Source organism: Streptomyces lacrimifluminis (genome assembly GCF_014646095.1).
Classification (GTDB): domain Bacteria; phylum Actinomycetota; class Actinomycetes; order Streptomycetales; family Streptomycetaceae; genus Streptomyces; species Streptomyces lacrimifluminis.
The window spans coordinates 239,545-254,986 of record NZ_BMMU01000001.1; the positions used below are offsets into that span (position 1 = coordinate 239,545).

Genomic DNA, 15,442 nt, shown 5'->3' on the forward strand with positions numbered 1-15,442 from the left:
AGGGCTCTTGGCCGGGTGCGGCAGCGGTGTCGCCGGGCGGGGGAGGGGGAGCGTGAGGATGTGCCGCGGACATGAAGAGGGCCCCGGCGCCAGGTGGCGCCGGGGCCTGTCCTCCCCTGTGCTGACCCGGAGCCCCGAGCTCCCAGGGTCATCCCCTACGGACCGTTTTCCCCGAGCGGTCCGCCTCCCGCAGAAGATCTCCCCTCGGCCACGCGGATCATTCCTTGACCGGGGTCACTCGAACGAGGGGTGTTGCGACCGGAGACCACATTTTCGAATAGTCATTCGATAACCTGTGGTCCAGCTCGGCAGAGGAAGCTTCGATGGCTAGGGGGGTGCCAGGACCTGTGGCGCGGCGTATCGACGTGACCGGAGCGGGCGGTGTGCGCCTTGCCGCCTGGGAGTTCGCCGACCCTCCCAAGGCCGGGGCGGAACAGGCCCGGGTGGGAGAACCCGACCGGGCACCCGGCGTGCTGTTACTGCACGGGCTCATGGGCCGTGCCTCGCACTGGGCGTCCGCCGCCCGCTGGCTGGGCGAGCGGCACCGGGCCGTCGCACTCGACCAGCGGGGGCACGGCCAGAGCGACCGTCCGCCCGGCTCCGTCTACACCCGCGAGGCGTACGTCGAGGACGCCGAGGCGGCGATCGAACAGCTCGGCCTCGGCCCGGTCGTCCTCATCGGCCACGCCATGGGCGCCCTGACCGCCTGGCAGCTCGCCGCGAAACGCCCCGACCTGGTGCACGGCCTGATCATCTGCGACATGCGGGCGTCGGCGCTGGGCGCGGCCTCCCAGCGCGAGTGGGAGGACTGGTTCAAGGCCTGGCCCGTCCCCTTCGCCACCCTCGCCGACGTACGCAAGTGGTTCGGTGAGGACGACCCCTGGGTGGAGCGGCCCAGCCCCTCGCGCGGCGAGTTCTACGCCGAGGTGATGCAGGAGTCCCCCGACGGCTGGCGCCCCGTCTTCGAACCGGAGCAGATGCTCAAGTCCCGCGAGACCTGGGTGTTCGACGCGCACTGGGAGGAGCTGACGCAGGTTCAGTGCCCCACCCTGGTCGTGCGCGGCCTGGACGGCGAACTGGGCCGGGCGGAGGCGCAGGAGATGGTCCGCGTCCTGCCGAGGGGCGAGTACGCGGAGGTGTCCGACGCCGGCCACCTCGTGCACTACGACCAGCCGGACGCCTGGCGCGCGGCCATCGAACCGTTCCTGGAGGGCGTGCTGACGCGGTAGTGCTCCGCTGGGTCGGCGGTTCTTTCGGCCGCGGGGAGTGGGGCTGGTCGGGTCGCGCGGTTCCGGGGCAGGCGGTTCTCTGCCCGCGGGCCGGTAGGAGCTGGTCGCGCCCTGCGGCGGAGCCGCAGATCGATACAGCCCCGCGCCCCTGAAGGGCGCGCCTCAGCCGTTGGCGGCTCTTCCCGTCACCGTCAGGAAGGCCACCGCGCCGGTCGCGACGAGGGTCACCGCGAGCGGGCACCGGCGGCGGGCCTCGTGGAAGGCGGCCCGGATCTGCCGGACGTGGGCCATGGTGAGCAGTCGGCGTACGAAGGGGTCCGCGCGGCGATGTCGGCCTTCGTCCGTTCCAGCTGCCCGTGCGGCTGTGCCCGGCGGTGCGGGTCGGTCTCGGCGCGAGCGCGCGGTGGATGCTCACGGCGACCGCCCGGTGACGCGGCAGGTCGTCGATGCCGGTGGCGGTGAACGAGGCGGTCATCCACCGTGCGGCGGCCCGCAGTTCGCGCACGGCGTCGAGCGGGAGCGGGAGGGTGTCGAAGGGGGTGACGGTGCCCGGTGCGGGCCAGGTCGCGGCGGCTGGGTGGTCACTGCGGCCACTCCTCTGTGGTGGGCGAGTCCTTCGTCAGCGCCTGGGGCGGCCCGTCGGCATCGGGCACGTCCGGGTAAGGGACCCACGCCGTGCCGTCGTAGAACTCCAGCACGCCGTTGTCGTCGAGCCGTACTTCGTTGATCTTCGGGGCGTCCGCCATACGCGCAGTATCCCAGTCGGCGGTTGCCTTCCGTCGGGCAACGGGCCGCCGCCTCCACCTCGTTGAGGTAGTGCGGCACTGTGGCGACCACCGCCCGCTGGATCGGCTGCCGAAGCTCGTCGGACCGATCGGGCTCGGCGGACCGGCCGGATTCCTCGGACTGATCCGGCGTCCTGGTCAGATCCCGAACTGGCTGCGCAGGCCCTTGATCGTGGCGAGCGACTGCTCCACGCCGGCGCGCGCGGGATGGCGGGCCGGGAACTCCCGCAGTGCGCGCGCGTACATGTCCTCCGCCGCGCCGATGTGTTCCGGACGGCCGGTCTGGACGAGTCCCAGGAGCACGCCGCCGAGGTTGACCAGGCGCACCGGGTGCATCGGATGGTCGTCCGGGGTGTCGCGCAGTGCGGCGCGGGCGTGTGTGGCGGCCTCGTCCAGGATGTCGCCGTCGCCGTTGCTGCGCCCCTTGCGGAGCAGCGAGTTGGCGAGGTTGGACTCCTGGCCGACGCGCTCCTCGCCGTGCCCGGTGCTGCCCTTCGGCATGAGCTCCAGGCATCTGCGGTAGAGGGCGATGGCCTCGTCGATGGACTCCTCGTCCTCGGTGCTGTCGTAGACCTCCTGGAGGGCGGTGGCCAACGAGGACATGTGCCGGGGGAGTTCCGGGTCGCCGAGCGGTGACTTGTCGACGGCCTGCCGCCCGTAGTCGACGGCCTTGATCAGGTCCGGGGCCGACCGGTCGCGTTCCCAGCTCAGCCGGTGCAGCATGCACAGCGAGGAGAGGGCGGCGGCGTGGCGGAGGTCGTTGACCGGGTAGACCTCCACGGCCAGCTCGGCCGCCTGGAGCGAGCCGCGCAGCAGCTTCGGATCGCCGGTGCGGCCGTACGCCAGCCGCAGGTCGTCGGAGACGCCGAGGGGTTCGAGGTGCTCGGACTCCGCCGCCGCCCCGGCCTTGTCGTAGCTCCGGGACCTGGATCTGCCGAACCATTTGACCATGCGCACGCTCCCCCTGAAAGCTTCCGTCTCCCCCTCAATCCCCGCGATTCGCGACTCAAACCCCCTATGCCGTAGGCAAGTTCGGCCTGCGCACGAGTCGTGGTCGCGGGCAGGCTCAGCGGTCGCGGGCCGGCTCAGCCCTTGCTGACCGCTGCCAGGATCTCCGGCAGCCGCCGTGCCGTGCGCGGGGCGGAGAGCCGCAGTCCGAGGAATATGAGCAGGGCGCCGTATCCGGCGCCGACCGGCAGCAGCAGCCAGGTCCACCGGTCGCCGCCCGGATCGACGTTCAGCCAGATCGTGAGGGCGATGACGGGGGCGCACAGCAGGGCGGCCCCGACCATGCCGCCGAAAATGGCGACCGTGGCGAGCCCGGACTGCCCCGGGGCGACGTTCTTGTAGCCCTCCTGCGGGATGGAGTACGGGAACCGGGCCGACGACCAGGCCCCGGCCGCCAGCATCGCCCCCAGCAGGGCGAGGGACAGTCCGAGCGCCTCCGGCAGGGTGGCCCAGTCGTTGAGCAGGGCGCTGGTCAGAACGACCACGAGGGTGGCGTACGGCAGGCTGATCAGCAGCAACGCCAGTGCCCGGCCGCGCAGTTCGACGTACGCGTCCCGGGTGGACGAGATCGTCATCGCGACCATCCAGAAGGCGGAGGTGTCCTGGCCGAACTGGTTGTACATCTGGATGCCGAGCATCCCGGCCGCGAAGCAGGCGAAGTAGATCGAACCGGTGCCCTGCAACGCGTTGAACACCGGCACGATCAGCCCGATCGCGAGCGAGGTCACCCACGCGGCCTTCGTCTTGGGGTCCCGCCACGCATAGCGCAGGCTCCGCTCCATGACGGTCCCGGTACGCCCGTCCGGCAACAGCCGCGCGAGCCCGCCGGATGTCCGCTCTCCCTTGCCGGCCGGCTCGGCGGCCTGGAGTGTGGACCCGTCGGGCGAGGTCATCAGCCGGGTGAGGGTACGCGACCAGCTCCGCAACAGCAGCACCAACGCACCTGCGCTGAGTGCCAGTTGGGCGAACGCGATCCCGTACGATCCGGCACTCGCCGCATCCACCGCCCCGACGGCCGAAGCGGGCGGCACCCACACCAACACCTCTGCGACCGGGTCGAGTCGGCCGAGGCCGGCCGTACCGATCTGCTGCACACCGAAGTTGACGAGCTGCGCACCGACCGCGATGACCAGCCCGCTGAGTACGGCGAGATCGCGCCCCTTGCGGCTGCTGAGCAGCCGGATGTTGGCGGCGGCGACGGCCCGCGCGAGCGCCACGCAGACGAGCAGCGCGAGGGGAACGGCGACGAGCGACACCACGAACGCCGCGCCACCGCGCGCCACGGCGATCACCGACCCGACGAGCAGGGACAGCGTGAACAGCGGCCCGATGCCGACGAGCGAGGCCGCGAGCAGCGCCCGGACCAGCGGCCGGGGGCGCAGCGGGAGCATCACCAGCCGGGTCGGGTCGAGGGTCTCGTCCCCGCTGGGAAAGAACAGCGGCATGACGGCCCAGCCCAGCGCCATGACCGCGAGAAGAAGGACGGTGACGGACGCGGCGTGCGTGTTGCCGCGCAGGGCGATCAGCCCGAGGAACTGGAGCGCGGCGATCAGCAGTACGACGACGACGGAGAAGACGTACGCGGCCCGCCGCCCCGCGGACTGCCTGAGCCCGTTGCGCAGCAGCGACAGCTTCAGTCTGACGACGACGGCCGTCACCGACCCCTCCACCGTCATCGGGCGCCGCCGCCCAGCCAGTCGAGGTGGGACCCGTGGTCGCGCCCGCCCGCGCCGACGAGTTCGAGGAACGCCTGCTGGAGCGAGGGCGCGTCGCCCCGCACCTCGGCCAGCGTGCCGTGCGTCCGGATCCGCCCGGCCGCCATCACCGCGACCCAGTCGCACAGCGACTCCACCAGTTCCATGACGTGGGAGGAGAAGACGACGGTGGCGCCGGAGGCCGTGTACCGCTCCAGCACACCCCGGATGATCTGCGCCGACACCGGGTCCACGCCCTCGAACGGCTCGTCGAGGAAAAGGACTTCGGGATTGTGGAGGAGAGCGGCGGCGAGGCCGATCTTCTTGCGCATACCGGTCGAGTAGTCGACGACGAGTTTGTGCTGGGCACCGGCCAGGTCCAGGACGTCGAGAAGCTGGGCGGCCCGCTTGTCGACCTCGGCACCGGGAAGCCCCCGCAACCGCCCCGAGTAGGCGAGGAGTTCACGCCCCGACAGCCGCTCGAAGAGCCGAAGCCCTTCGGGCAGCACCCCGATCCGCGCCTTCACCTCGACCGGGTCGCGCCACACGTCGTGCCCCACGACCTCCACGGTGCCCTGGTCGGGCCGCAGCAGCCCGGTCACCATCGAGAGTGTGGTGGTCTTCCCGGCCCCGTTCGGCCCGACGAGCCCGACGAACTTCCCCGCAGGCAACTCCAGATCGATCCCGGCAACAGCAACCTGCTGCCCAAACCGCTTCCAGAGCCCCTGCACCCGCACGGCAGCACCATCAACCATGCGGTCACCCTAAGGTTTTCAGGGGCGCGCAGACTTCCGCGAACGGCAACCGCAGGCTTTTTAGGGGCGCGGGGAACTGCGCGACCAGCCACAGCCGGCCCGCAGCCGCCGAACAACCGCAACCAGGCACCCCGAACCGCGAAAGTTACCGATCCCGCCCGCACGCGTAAGCGAGCGGCGAGATCAACTCCTCCGCATCCGGCAACCACCGATTCGCGGGCGTAGGCCGGCAGGCCCACTGCACAGCCCCCCGAGACGCGTACCGAGTGGGCGGCGCTGCCACGTACGCCCCCTCGCCCAGCGCCACCAGGTCCAGCGAAGCCGGCGACCACCCCAACTTGCGCACAAGATCGGGCACCTTCACCGACGCCCCCGGCAGAACGAAGAACCGCATGCGCCGATCCGGTGTCAACATCACCGGCCCGAGCGTCAGTTCCATGCGCTCCATGCGCGCCAGCGCGAGGAACCCGGCTGTCTCGGGCACGTCGATCGCGTCGAACGTATGGCCGGTCGGCAGCAGGATCGACGCCGTCGGCTGGTCGGTCCACAGTCGGCGCGCGACGGTCGCGCTGCCCGTGGCCTGCGTGATCCAGTCGGGCCGTGTCGGGTGTGCGCCGGGCAGGGCGCACGCGGTGTCGCCGCAGGAGCAGCGCTGTACCCCGTCGACTGCTTCCAGCCACGTACCGGGAAACACGTCCCAGTGGCGTTCTTCGGCGTAACGGACGGCGGTTTCCAAGAGGGATTCGCCGCGTTGCTTGGGGATTTGGGCAGCATCAGGGCCCGCGATGGTCTCTTCCACGATGAGGACAACTCTAGTGGGAATCATGAGTTACGCATGTCACATGCGCGGGGGAGGAGCATCGATTCCGCATCTGGGGCGCATGGATGCATGAGCGGGGGCGCGCAGGAGGATCCGGGTCGGGGCTGGGTAGGCAGGGGAGGGGCTGGGCATCCGCCTTTACCCCGGCAATCCTCATATGTCTCGCATTGTCGGCATGCCTGCGGGGCATTGATCTTCAAGGCCGGATCTTTTCGCCGTACTCGTCCGCTTACCGGGCCGAGTACGGAAGGGGTTCCGGGCACGGAAGACACATCAACTCGGTGCGTGGGCACGGCACCGCAGCCACAGGGGGTACGCCATGGCCGCAAGGCCTCTCGTCGCGCGGCAGCCGAACGAACGGCTGCAGGCACTCATCCAGGAGGCGGGCTGCTCGAACGCCGGACTGGCCCGCCGCGTCAACATGTGCGGCGCGGAGCACGGCCACGATCTGCGGTACGACAAGACGTCCGTGGCCCGCTGGCTGCGCGGACAGCAGCCCCGGGGCCGGGCGCCCGCGATCATCGCCGAGGCCCTCGGCCGCAAACTCGGCCGTACGGTCACGATCGACGAGATCGGCATGGCCAACGGCAAGAACCTCGCCTCGGGCGTCGGGCTCCAGTTCTCCCCGACCGTCCTCGGCGCCATCGAGCAGGTGTGTGAGCTGTGGCGCAGTGACGTGGGCCGGCGGGACTTCCTCTCCGGCTCGTCCGTCGCCGCGTCCGCGCTCGTGGAGCCCAGCCGCGACTGGCTGATCTCGTCCCCCGACTCCCAGGTGGCGCGCCAGGCGGGTCCCCGCGTGGGGCCGTCCGACGTGGCGGCGGTGCGCGCGATGACACAGGCGCTCACGGACCTGGACCACCAGTACGGCAGCGGGCATGTGCGTCCGGTCGTCGTGCACTACCTCAACAGTGTCGTCTCCGGGCTGCTGGCGGGCTCGTACCGGGAGGCCGTCGGGCGCGACCTCTTCGCCGCCGTCGCCCGCCTGACGGAGCTCGCCGGGTACATGGCCGTCGACACCGGCCAGCCCGGTCTCGCCCAGCGCTACTACATCCAGGCGCTCCGGCTCGCCCAGGCGGCCGGGGACCGGGGGTACGGAGGGTACGTACTCGCCGCCTCCATGAGCCATCTCGCCGCGCAGCTCGGAAACCCGCGGGAGATCGCCCAGTTGGCGCGGGCGGCGCAGGAGGGGGCGCGTGGCCGGGTCACCCCGCGCGCGGAGGCGATGTTCCACGCCGCCGAGGCCCGGGGGCACGCCCTGATGGGGGACGCGCGGGCGGCCCAGCTGGCCTCCGGGCGGGCGGTCAACGCGCTGGAGGCGGCGGATCCGGAGTCCGGGGACGACCCGGCGTGGATCGCGCACTTCGACGGTGCCTACCTGGCCGACGAGCTGGCGCACTGCCACCGGGACCTCGGCCAGGCCGAGGCGGCGGCGCGGTGCGCGCGGGAGTCGCTGGACGGACACCCCGAGACACGGGCGCGGCGCCGGGCCATCGGGCTGGTGCTGCTGGCCACGGCACAGGTCCAGCAGCGCGAGGTGGAGGAGGCCTGCCACACGGGCCTGCGCGCGGTGGAACTCCTCGGCACCCTGCGCTCCAACCGGGGCGCCGAGTATCTGGAGGACCTCCAGCTGCGCCTGGAGCCGTACCGCGACGAGCCGGTGGTCCGGGAGTTCGGGGCGCGGATGGACCTGCGGGCGGCGGCGTGACGGGCGACACAGCGGGACGCTGAGGTGCTGGTGGGGGAGTGGTCCGGTCCCGTGCTTCGTGAATCGAATTCCGGGAACCCGGTAGCTTTAGCTGACGATTCCGAAGGTCCCCCATCAGTAGGAGTCCCCGGTGACGCAGAGTGGACAGGGCGAGGAGCCCTCGCCGCGCGTGGCGCGCGAAGGCATCGTGCTGCCCTCCGACGGCGGCGAACCGCTGCTGCCGGGTATGACGGGGGGCAACGGCGGCCTGCCCCTTCCGGGGCCGGCCGCGCCCCCGACCCCTGCCCCGAACCCGACCGGCGGTCAGGCCTGGGGCCTGCCGTGGGGCCCGGACCCGAACCAGGCCCAGGACGACTACCAGGCCCAGGCGCCGGCCCGGGACGAGTACCAGAACCCGTACCAGGCCCCGTCCCAGGCGACCGGGGGCTGGTCGGCGGCGTCCGACGCCCAGCAGCACCAACAGTGGGGTGACCAGGGCCGGTTCCAGCCCCAGGCGCAGCAACAGCCCGAGCAGCAGGCGCCGTCGGCGCCGGCGTGGAACAACGACCCGGGCGGGTCCGGCGGTTGGGCCCAGCAGCCCGGCTACGACGCCCAGTCGGCCCCGGTCGCCCCTCACTCCGTACCGCATGCCGCCCATGGCGCCGGGGCCGCGCCGCTCCCGCCCGCGGCCCCGCAGTACGAGCAGCAGGCCCACCAGCCGTACGGGCAGTACGGTGGCGCCCCGCTGCCCCCCGAGGGCGGTGCGAGCGGGCCGTACGCCGCCGGGGCCGGTGCTCCACTGCCGCCGGCCGAGGACGCGACGCAGTACATCCCGCCCGTCCCGGGCACCCCCGGGCCGGTCGCCGACCCGGCCACCCAGTTCCTCCCGCCGGTCACGGCGCACACTTCCGCACCTCCGCACGTCAACGAGGCGGCGACGCAGTTCCTGCCGCCCGTGGGTCCCGGCGCCCTGCCGCCCCAGCCGTCCGCCGAGGCGACCACGTATCTGGGCCGTGTGCCGCAGGCGGCCCCCGGCGGTTCCGACGCCGACGCCACGCAGTACATCCCGCCGGTGCCCGGAGGGTCGTACGGCATACCCCCGGGCGGCGCGGACGACCGTCAGCCGCCCTCCGACTTCGACAACCTCTTCCGCAGCGGCCCCGGTGCCGAGGCGCCGGCCGGCGCCACCCAGCAGATGCCCCGCATCCAGCCCCAGCAGCCCGCCCCCGGTTCCTACGGCCGGCAGGCTCCGTACGCCGCCCAGCAGGCCCCGTACGGCTTCCGGGCGCCCCACGACATGGACGACGAGCGTGACGGTGGGGGCCGGCGTTCGCGGGTGGCCGTCATCGCGGCCCTCGGGGTCGGCATCGTCGTGCTGGGGATCGGGGCCGGGGCCATGCTGAGCAGAGGGGGCGGGGACAGCAGCGAGGACCCGGGCAACAAGACGGTGGCGGCGGCCTCGTCCGCGCCGGAGAAGTCCGAGGCACCGGCCGCCGACCCGGCCAAGGCGCAGGCCGTCGAGCTGGACAAGCTGCTCGCCGACAGCAACGACAGCCGCGACGCGGTGATCAAGGCGGTGTCGGACGTCAAGTCCTGCACCAACCTCGGCCAGGCCGCCGCCGACCTGCGCGGCGCGGCCCAGCAGCGCGGCGAATTGGTCACCCGGCTCTCCACGCTGGCCGTCGACAAGCTCCCCGAGCACGCCGGGCTGACCGACGCCCTCACCAAGGCCTGGCAGGCGTCCCAGGCGGCCGACAACCACTACGCGGCCTGGGCGGACCAGACGGCGGGCAAGAACGGCTGCAAGAAGGGCCAGGCCCGTTCGACGGGCCAGACGCAGAAGGGCAACCAGCAGAGCGGCATCGCCACCGAGCAGAAGTCCAGGGCTGCCGAGCTGTGGAACGCGATCGCGAGGACGTACGGCCTGACGGAGCGCCAGTCCACCCAGCTCTGACCCGGCGCGGTCCCTCGGGGAGGGGCCGCGTGTCAGTCCTGCGCGTTCTCCAGCAGCTTCGTCGTGTTGATGAAGCCCTTGCGGGCGGCGACGAGCCGGCCCTCGCGGACGATCTGGAAGGTCACCTGCGCGTTGACCAGGCGCGGGAACCCGACCACCGAGAGCAGGTCCTCGAAGCGCCAGCGCAGCGTCGGGGTGAGGCCGCCCGTGGTGACGCGCAGGCCGTCGTCGAGGGCCCGCCGGACGGTGGTCGAGGACACCTCGCCGCCCTCCAGCGACTCGACGACCGCCTTCAGGACGGTGTACGCGATCCAGGTGGTCTGCACGCCCGCGTCCTGCGGGTCGATGCGGTTGTCGCCGAAGGCCTCCTCCTTGATGACCTTCTTCATCTCGTCCCAGCGGGCGTCACTGGCCACCGGGTACCAGCCGGTGATGTACGAGTCCTCGTACGGGCCCGTCTTTCCGCCGTTCGCGTTGATCACCGTCTGGTCGACGCTGCCGAGGACGGTCGCGGTGCGCACGTCCGGGTAGTCGTCGCGGTCGCGCCGGAAGGAGTCCATGAAGGTGTTGGTGCGGTCCCCGAGCGCCGGCACCACACAGCCCTTCCTCTCGCTCGCCGTCTCCGTCGTCCGTTCCAGGGCGAGCTTCGTGTGCGTCCCGTACTCGGTGGCGTTCTCGGCTGCCAGCTGGTCCCGCGCCGGGGCGTGCCCGCCCGCCTGCAGACCGGAGTCGAGGAGCTGGGGCAGCTGGTCGCCCGCGATGGTGTCGGGGCGGACCAGGGCGACGGGACCGCAGACGGCGGCGAGTTCCTTGCCGAGGCCGGCCAGGAGGGCGGGCGAGCCGCCGTTGACGGGGTAGGACATCGGGTTGGTGAACTCGTCGTTGGTGACGCCGTAGCCGCCGATGTAGGGGATCCCGGCGGAGGCCAGCGGGCCCAGGTAGCCGTCACCGAACTGGCTGTAGGAGCCGACGACCGCGACGACGTCCTCGGCGGCGGCGCGCCGGGCGCACTTCGCTGCGGACACCCGGTCGTTGTGGTCGTTGCAGGTCAGGACCTTGAGCTTGCGCCCGTTCAGGCCACCCGTGGAGTTGATCCAGCGCGCGTACGCCTGCGCCATGGCCGGCATGCCGGGCTTGTTGGTCGCGTCGGTGCCCTCCGGCGCCCAGGTCATGACGGTGACCTCACCGCCCTCGGAGTCGGCCGAGGTGCCGGGTACGACCCCGCAGCCCGCGGCGAGCGCCGCGCACACGGTCAGCGCGCTCAGGGATCTCGCGCGCGTGGACCTGGGGAGGTTGGTGCGGAAGGTGCTGCGGGTGCGTCGCCTGCCGGTCATGGACATGCACGATTCCGTCACACGGCCAACCCGGATGTGACCCTTGGTCAACAGCTGGTGACGGGGAGGTGAATTACGGGGGGCGTTGATCTCGTTTTCACAGGGACCGTACGATCGATGACCGTGCAAGGTTCGGAAGACTCTTCCCGTCGCGGCCGTCGCTCCCCCACCATGGGCGGCATGCCACTCAACGACATGCCGTGGTGGCGCTGGCGCAGCAATGTGCGCTCCGCGCTGCACATGCTCTCCGATCAGGCGTTCCAACGGGACGTCTGGCTGGCCGGTGTCGACGGGTACGGGGACGTCACCGACGCCGTGTACCGCCTGGTCGAGGACACCTGGCTGGACAGCTGGTCCGCCGAGAAGTACGTCGGGACGATCTTCCGGGACTCCCAGGAAGCCGCCCTCGTCGACACCGCCGTACTCCGTGTCCTGCGGATCATGCACCAGGTCGGCCCGGACGCACCCGTCTCGGCGTACCTCGACCACGCCGGCTGGCCGGAGGCGGTCCGGGCGGCCCGGGACGCCCACGTCCGCCTCGCGGTGAGCGACGGCGAGGAGCCGGACGTCCCGCCGCGCACGCTGGAGGTACTGCGGATCCTGACGCGCTCGGCGTAGCGGCCGAGTGCGACGTCCGGTGCGTTCCGGGTGGCGGACGGGAGTCGGCCGTTCCGGGTGAATATGGGACCCTGTCCGGCATGAACGAGCAGTCCAGCGCAGCCGCGGCCCCCGCCGGGAAGTCCACCGAGCAGTACGTCCTCACCCTCTCCTGCCCCGACAAACAGGGCATCGTGCACGCCGTGTCGAGCTACCTCTTCATGACCGGCTGCAACATCGAGGACAGCCAGCAGTTCGGCGACCGGGACACGGGACTGTTCTTCATGCGCGTCCACTTCTCGGGCGAGCCACCGGTGACGGTGGAGAAGCTCCGGGCGAGCTTCGCGGCCATCGGTGACGCCTTCCACATGGAGTGGCAGATCCACCGGGCCGAGGACCGTATGCGGGTCGTCCTGATGGTCAGCAAGTTCGGCCACTGCCTCAACGACCTTCTCTTCCGCGCCCGCATCGGCGCGCTGCCGGTCGACATCGCGGCGGTCGTCTCCAACCACACCGACTTCGCCGAGCTGGTCGCCTCGTACGACGTCCCCTTCGTCCACATCCCGGTGACGAAGGACACGAAGGCGCAGGCGGAGGCGCGGCTGCTGGAGCTGGTGCGCGCGGAGAACGTGGAACTGGTCGTCCTGGCCCGCTACATGCAGGTGCTCTCGGACGACCTGTGCAAGGCGCTCAGCGGCCGGATCATCAATATCCACCACTCCTTCCTCCCGAGCTTCAAGGGCGCGAAGCCCTACCACCAGGCCCACGCGCGGGGCGTGAAGCTGATCGGCGCGACGGCGCACTACGTCACGGCGGACCTGGACGAGGGCCCGATCATCGAGCAGGAGGTCGAGCGGGTCGCCCACGACGTGACCCCGGACCAGCTGGTGGCCATCGGCCGCGATGTGGAGTGCCAGGCGCTGGCGCGGGCCGTGAAGTGGCACGCGGAGCGACGGATCCTGCTGAACGGGCGGCGGACTGTGGTGTTCGCGTAGACAGGCGAACGGTGGTGCGACGGCGGGGGCGCCGATCTGTTCGACCTCCGCTCCTCACCTCGGGGTGCTCGTGGTGCTCGGGGCGTGTCCGCGGATCGTGTCGCGGAAGGCGATCGGGGTCTGGCCGGTGCGCTGGTGGAAGTACTTGCTGAAGTGGGTGGCGCTGGAGAAGCCGAGGCGGTCGGCGATGCGGGCGGCTGTCCGGTCGCTGTGGGCCAGGAGGCGCTTGGCTTCGAGGACGACGCGGCGGTCGATGAACTCCTTGGCGCCGAGGCCCGCTGAGGCGAGGGTGGCCCGGGAGAGCGTGCGGGCCGAGTAGCCGAGTGCTTCGGCGTAGTCCTCGACCCGTCGGGTGCGGGCGAAGTCCTTCTCCACCGCGTCACGGAAGCGCAGGTAGGTGGCGTCGGGGTCGGGGGCGGGGCTGCCGACGGGCCCGGTGAGGTGGGCCAGTCGCAGGACCAGGACGGCCAGCACGTGGCGCAGGGCCGCGGTGTGGATCTCCAGGGGCAGTTGTCCGAGCGCGTGGAACTCGGCGGCGAGATGGTCGGCGGCCAGTCGCAGGGCCTGGGCGTCGTCGGGCAGAGGGCGGCGCAGGATCGGCGCGTGCGGGTCCTCGGTGCGGGCGCCGGCCGCGGTGGCCGGGTCGAGGAAGTCCTGGCGGAAGAGGATCAGGGTGCCGTCGGCGTGGGTGAGGTCGCCCCACTGCTGGACCTGACCGGGGCGAACCCACAGCCATGAGCCGGGTTCGAGGGCGTAGGCGGTGAAGTCGACCGTGTGCCACAGGGTTCCGCCGGTGAGGGTGATCAGGTGGTGGAAGTCCGGGCGCTGGGGGGCCGTGAGCCGCTCGCCGGGTACGCGGTGGCGCAGCTCGGTGAGGGACAGCACTTCGACGCCGGCGGGGGTGCCGACGGGCGGCGCGAAGGAGATCTCCGGGATCTCACGGCCGGGATCATGTCGGTTTTTGACCATCAGTAGTCCTCAGCGTATCTGAATCCTCCTGTTCAAGCCCCCTAGTTTGGAGACGTCAGCCCAGCCGACCTCGGTCGATGTCGGAAAGCAGCAAGAAAGGAGGAGTGTGATGCCTTCGGTGGAACAGACCTCCTTGACGTACGCCTTCGACGCGTACTGCGCATGGTGCTACGGCTTCGGCCCCACCCTGCGGACCTTCGCCGAGGACAACGCCCACCGCATCCGGCTCGGCGTCCTGTCGGCCGGCCTCTACACCGGCGCCCGGGCGCTGCCGATCGCGGCCCATCCGCACCTGTCGGCGGATCGCGACACCATCACGCGGCTGACCGGGGTCGCCTTCGGCACGGGCTACGACCGTGCCCTGTCACGGGGAACGGCCGTGCTCGATTCCGCCGCCGCGGCGGTGGGGCTGGCCGTGCTGCGCGATCAGCCCGGAGCCGGCGCACTGGACGCGGCCGAGGCCATGCAGCGAGCGTGGTTCGTCGACGGCCGCAGCCTGTCCGACGCCGAGGTGTACCGGGACATAGCCGCCGAACTCGGCCTGGACACGGACGCCGTGACCGCGGCGTACCGAGCCCCGGCAGGCCGGGTGAAGGCCCGCGCCGACTTCCGCGCGCTGCGCCGCCTCGGCGTGACCTCGTACCCGACGCTGCTGCTGGACACCGCGCACGGCGGCGACCAGATGGGCGGCACGGGATCCACCGCCGCCTCCCTGACCTCCGCCCTCGACCAGCGGCTGGCCACGACCGTCCCCAAAGTCCCCATCCGTGACCGTCCCCCACGTCCCATCCATGACCTGCCCTCGCAAGGAGAACCGTCATGAGCAACGCCAAGAACGCCGTCCTGACCGCCGCCGGTGAACTGTTCGGCCAGAAGGACCCGAGCGCGGTGGACCGCTGGGTCGCCGCCGACTACACCCAGCACAGCACCCTGGCCGCCGACGGCCCCGAGGCCCTGCGCCAGCTGGTCGCCGGCCTGCCGGAGGGCTTCGGCTACGAGGGCGCCCGGGTGATCGCCGACGGCGACCTGGTCGCCCTGCACGGCACGTACCACGGCTTCGGGCCCGACCCGCTGATCGCCTTCGACCTCTTCCGCGTCGACGCCGACGGCAAGCTCGCCGAGCACTGGGACGCCCTGACCCCGCTGGTCGAGGACACCGCCTCCGGGCGTTCGCAGACCGACGGCCCCACCGAGGTCACCGCGCCCGGGGAGACCGAGGCCAACCGGGCCCTGGTCGCCGAGTTCGCGCAGAAGGTCCTGGTCGGCGCCGACTACTCGGTGCTCACCGAGTACATCTCCACCGAGAGGTACCACCAGCACAACCCGGAGGCCGCCGACGGCCTCGACGGCTTCGGCGCCGCCGCCGCGAAGTGGGGCGAGCAGGGCAAGAGCCTCGTCTACAAGACCGTCCACAAGGTCATCGCCGAAGGCGAGTTCGTCCTCCTCCAGTCGGAGGGCGAGTTCGGCGTCCCCGTCGCCTATTACGACCTCTTCCGTGTCCAGAGCGGCAAGATCGTCGAGCACTGGGACATCATCTCCCCGATCCCGGACGAGCTGCCCCACGGCAACGGCCTGTTCTAGAGCCACCCACCGCCGGCAAGGGAGACAGCCGGCCGGC

At 71.6% G+C, this 15,442-nt stretch carries 15 protein-coding genes; 7 read left to right on the plus strand and 8 right to left on the minus strand.

Annotated features, from left to right (window positions below):
- Nucleotides 1-347 precede the first annotated feature (347 nt).
- Entirely contained in the window at nucleotides 348-1,229 is an 882-nt protein-coding gene (locus IEY89_RS01190) for an alpha/beta fold hydrolase (protein ID WP_189145308.1), read from the plus strand.
- Between the two features lie 162 nt (nucleotides 1,230-1,391).
- Here the strand turns inward: IEY89_RS01190 and IEY89_RS41450 are convergent, their stop codons facing one another.
- The 6 genes from IEY89_RS41450 to IEY89_RS01215 all read right to left on the minus strand — a co-directional run bounded on the left by IEY89_RS41450 (nucleotide 1,392) and on the right by IEY89_RS01215 (nucleotide 6,270).
- The gene (locus IEY89_RS41450; RefSeq protein WP_268240713.1) at nucleotides 1,392-1,520 is read right to left on the minus strand and encodes a hypothetical protein; all 129 of its coding nucleotides are present in this window, start codon (nucleotides 1,518-1,520) and stop codon (nucleotides 1,392-1,394) included.
- A gap of 290 nt (nucleotides 1,521-1,810) precedes the next feature.
- Nucleotides 1,811-1,975, minus strand: a complete 165-nt coding sequence (locus IEY89_RS01195) for a hypothetical protein (protein WP_189145309.1) — start codon at nucleotides 1,973-1,975, stop codon at nucleotides 1,811-1,813.
- A 177-nt stretch (nucleotides 1,976-2,152) separates the two neighbouring features.
- Nucleotides 2,153-2,965 (minus strand): hypothetical protein, encoded by an 813-nt coding sequence (locus IEY89_RS01200; protein ID WP_189145310.1) that lies wholly within the window; start codon nucleotides 2,963-2,965, stop codon nucleotides 2,153-2,155.
- A gap of 134 nt (nucleotides 2,966-3,099) precedes the next feature.
- Nucleotides 3,100-4,698 (minus strand): transporter, encoded by a 1,599-nt coding sequence (locus IEY89_RS01205; protein WP_189145311.1) that lies wholly within the window; start codon nucleotides 4,696-4,698, stop codon nucleotides 3,100-3,102.
- Nucleotides 4,695-5,471, minus strand: coding sequence for an ABC transporter ATP-binding protein (locus IEY89_RS01210; protein ID WP_189145312.1), 777 nt, complete (start codon nucleotides 5,469-5,471; stop codon nucleotides 4,695-4,697). Before IEY89_RS01210 ends, IEY89_RS01205 begins: the two co-directional genes overlap by 4 nt.
- Nucleotides 5,472-5,616: 145 nt before the next feature.
- Complete coding sequence (locus tag IEY89_RS01215; RefSeq protein WP_229694985.1) at nucleotides 5,617-6,270, minus strand: bifunctional DNA primase/polymerase; 654 nt, start codon at nucleotides 6,268-6,270, stop codon at nucleotides 5,617-5,619.
- Nucleotides 6,271-6,610: 340 nt separating this feature from the next.
- On the opposite strand from IEY89_RS01215, the gene IEY89_RS01220 reads away from it, so the two are divergent.
- Both IEY89_RS01220 and IEY89_RS01225 read left to right on the plus strand, forming a co-directional pair.
- Nucleotides 6,611-7,996, plus strand: coding sequence for an NsdA family TPR-like regulatory protein (locus tag IEY89_RS01220; RefSeq protein WP_189145314.1), 1,386 nt, complete (start codon nucleotides 6,611-6,613; stop codon nucleotides 7,994-7,996).
- A 130-nt stretch (nucleotides 7,997-8,126) separates the two neighbouring features.
- Entirely contained in the window at nucleotides 8,127-9,929 is a 1,803-nt protein-coding gene (locus tag IEY89_RS01225; RefSeq protein ID WP_189145315.1) for a hypothetical protein, read from the plus strand.
- 32 nt (nucleotides 9,930-9,961) lie between these two features.
- On the opposite strand, the gene IEY89_RS01230 is transcribed toward IEY89_RS01225, so the two are convergent.
- The gene (locus tag IEY89_RS01230; protein WP_189145316.1) at nucleotides 9,962-11,263 is read right to left on the minus strand and encodes an ABC transporter substrate-binding protein; all 1,302 of its coding nucleotides are present in this window, start codon (nucleotides 11,261-11,263) and stop codon (nucleotides 9,962-9,964) included.
- A gap of 117 nt (nucleotides 11,264-11,380) precedes the next feature.
- Here IEY89_RS01230 and IEY89_RS01235 point away from each other — a divergent pair, with 117 nt between their 5' ends.
- Together IEY89_RS01235 and purU are read left to right on the plus strand one after the other, a co-directional pair.
- Nucleotides 11,381-11,881, plus strand: a complete 501-nt coding sequence (locus IEY89_RS01235) for an SCO4402 family protein (protein WP_189145317.1) — start codon at nucleotides 11,381-11,383, stop codon at nucleotides 11,879-11,881.
- Between the two features lie 80 nt (nucleotides 11,882-11,961).
- Nucleotides 11,962-12,855, plus strand: coding sequence for a formyltetrahydrofolate deformylase (purU, locus tag IEY89_RS01240; RefSeq protein ID WP_189145318.1), 894 nt, complete (start codon nucleotides 11,962-11,964; stop codon nucleotides 12,853-12,855).
- Between the two features lie 54 nt (nucleotides 12,856-12,909).
- On the opposite strand, the gene IEY89_RS01245 is transcribed toward purU, so the two are convergent.
- On the minus strand, nucleotides 12,910-13,824 hold the full coding sequence (locus IEY89_RS01245) for a helix-turn-helix transcriptional regulator (protein WP_189145319.1): 915 nt from the start codon (nucleotides 13,822-13,824) through the stop codon (nucleotides 12,910-12,912).
- 109 nt (nucleotides 13,825-13,933) lie between these two features.
- On the opposite strand from IEY89_RS01245, the gene IEY89_RS01250 reads away from it, so the two are divergent.
- Nucleotides 13,934-14,647, plus strand: coding sequence for a DsbA family protein (locus tag IEY89_RS01250; protein WP_189145320.1), 714 nt, complete (start codon nucleotides 13,934-13,936; stop codon nucleotides 14,645-14,647).
- Nucleotides 14,644-15,405 carry a nuclear transport factor 2 family protein gene (locus tag IEY89_RS01255; protein WP_189145321.1) on the plus strand — a complete coding sequence of 254 codons (762 nt, stop codon included), beginning with the start codon at nucleotides 14,644-14,646 and terminating at the stop codon, nucleotides 15,403-15,405. Before IEY89_RS01250 ends, IEY89_RS01255 begins: the two co-directional genes overlap by 4 nt.
- Nucleotides 15,406-15,442: the final 37 nt, after the last annotated feature.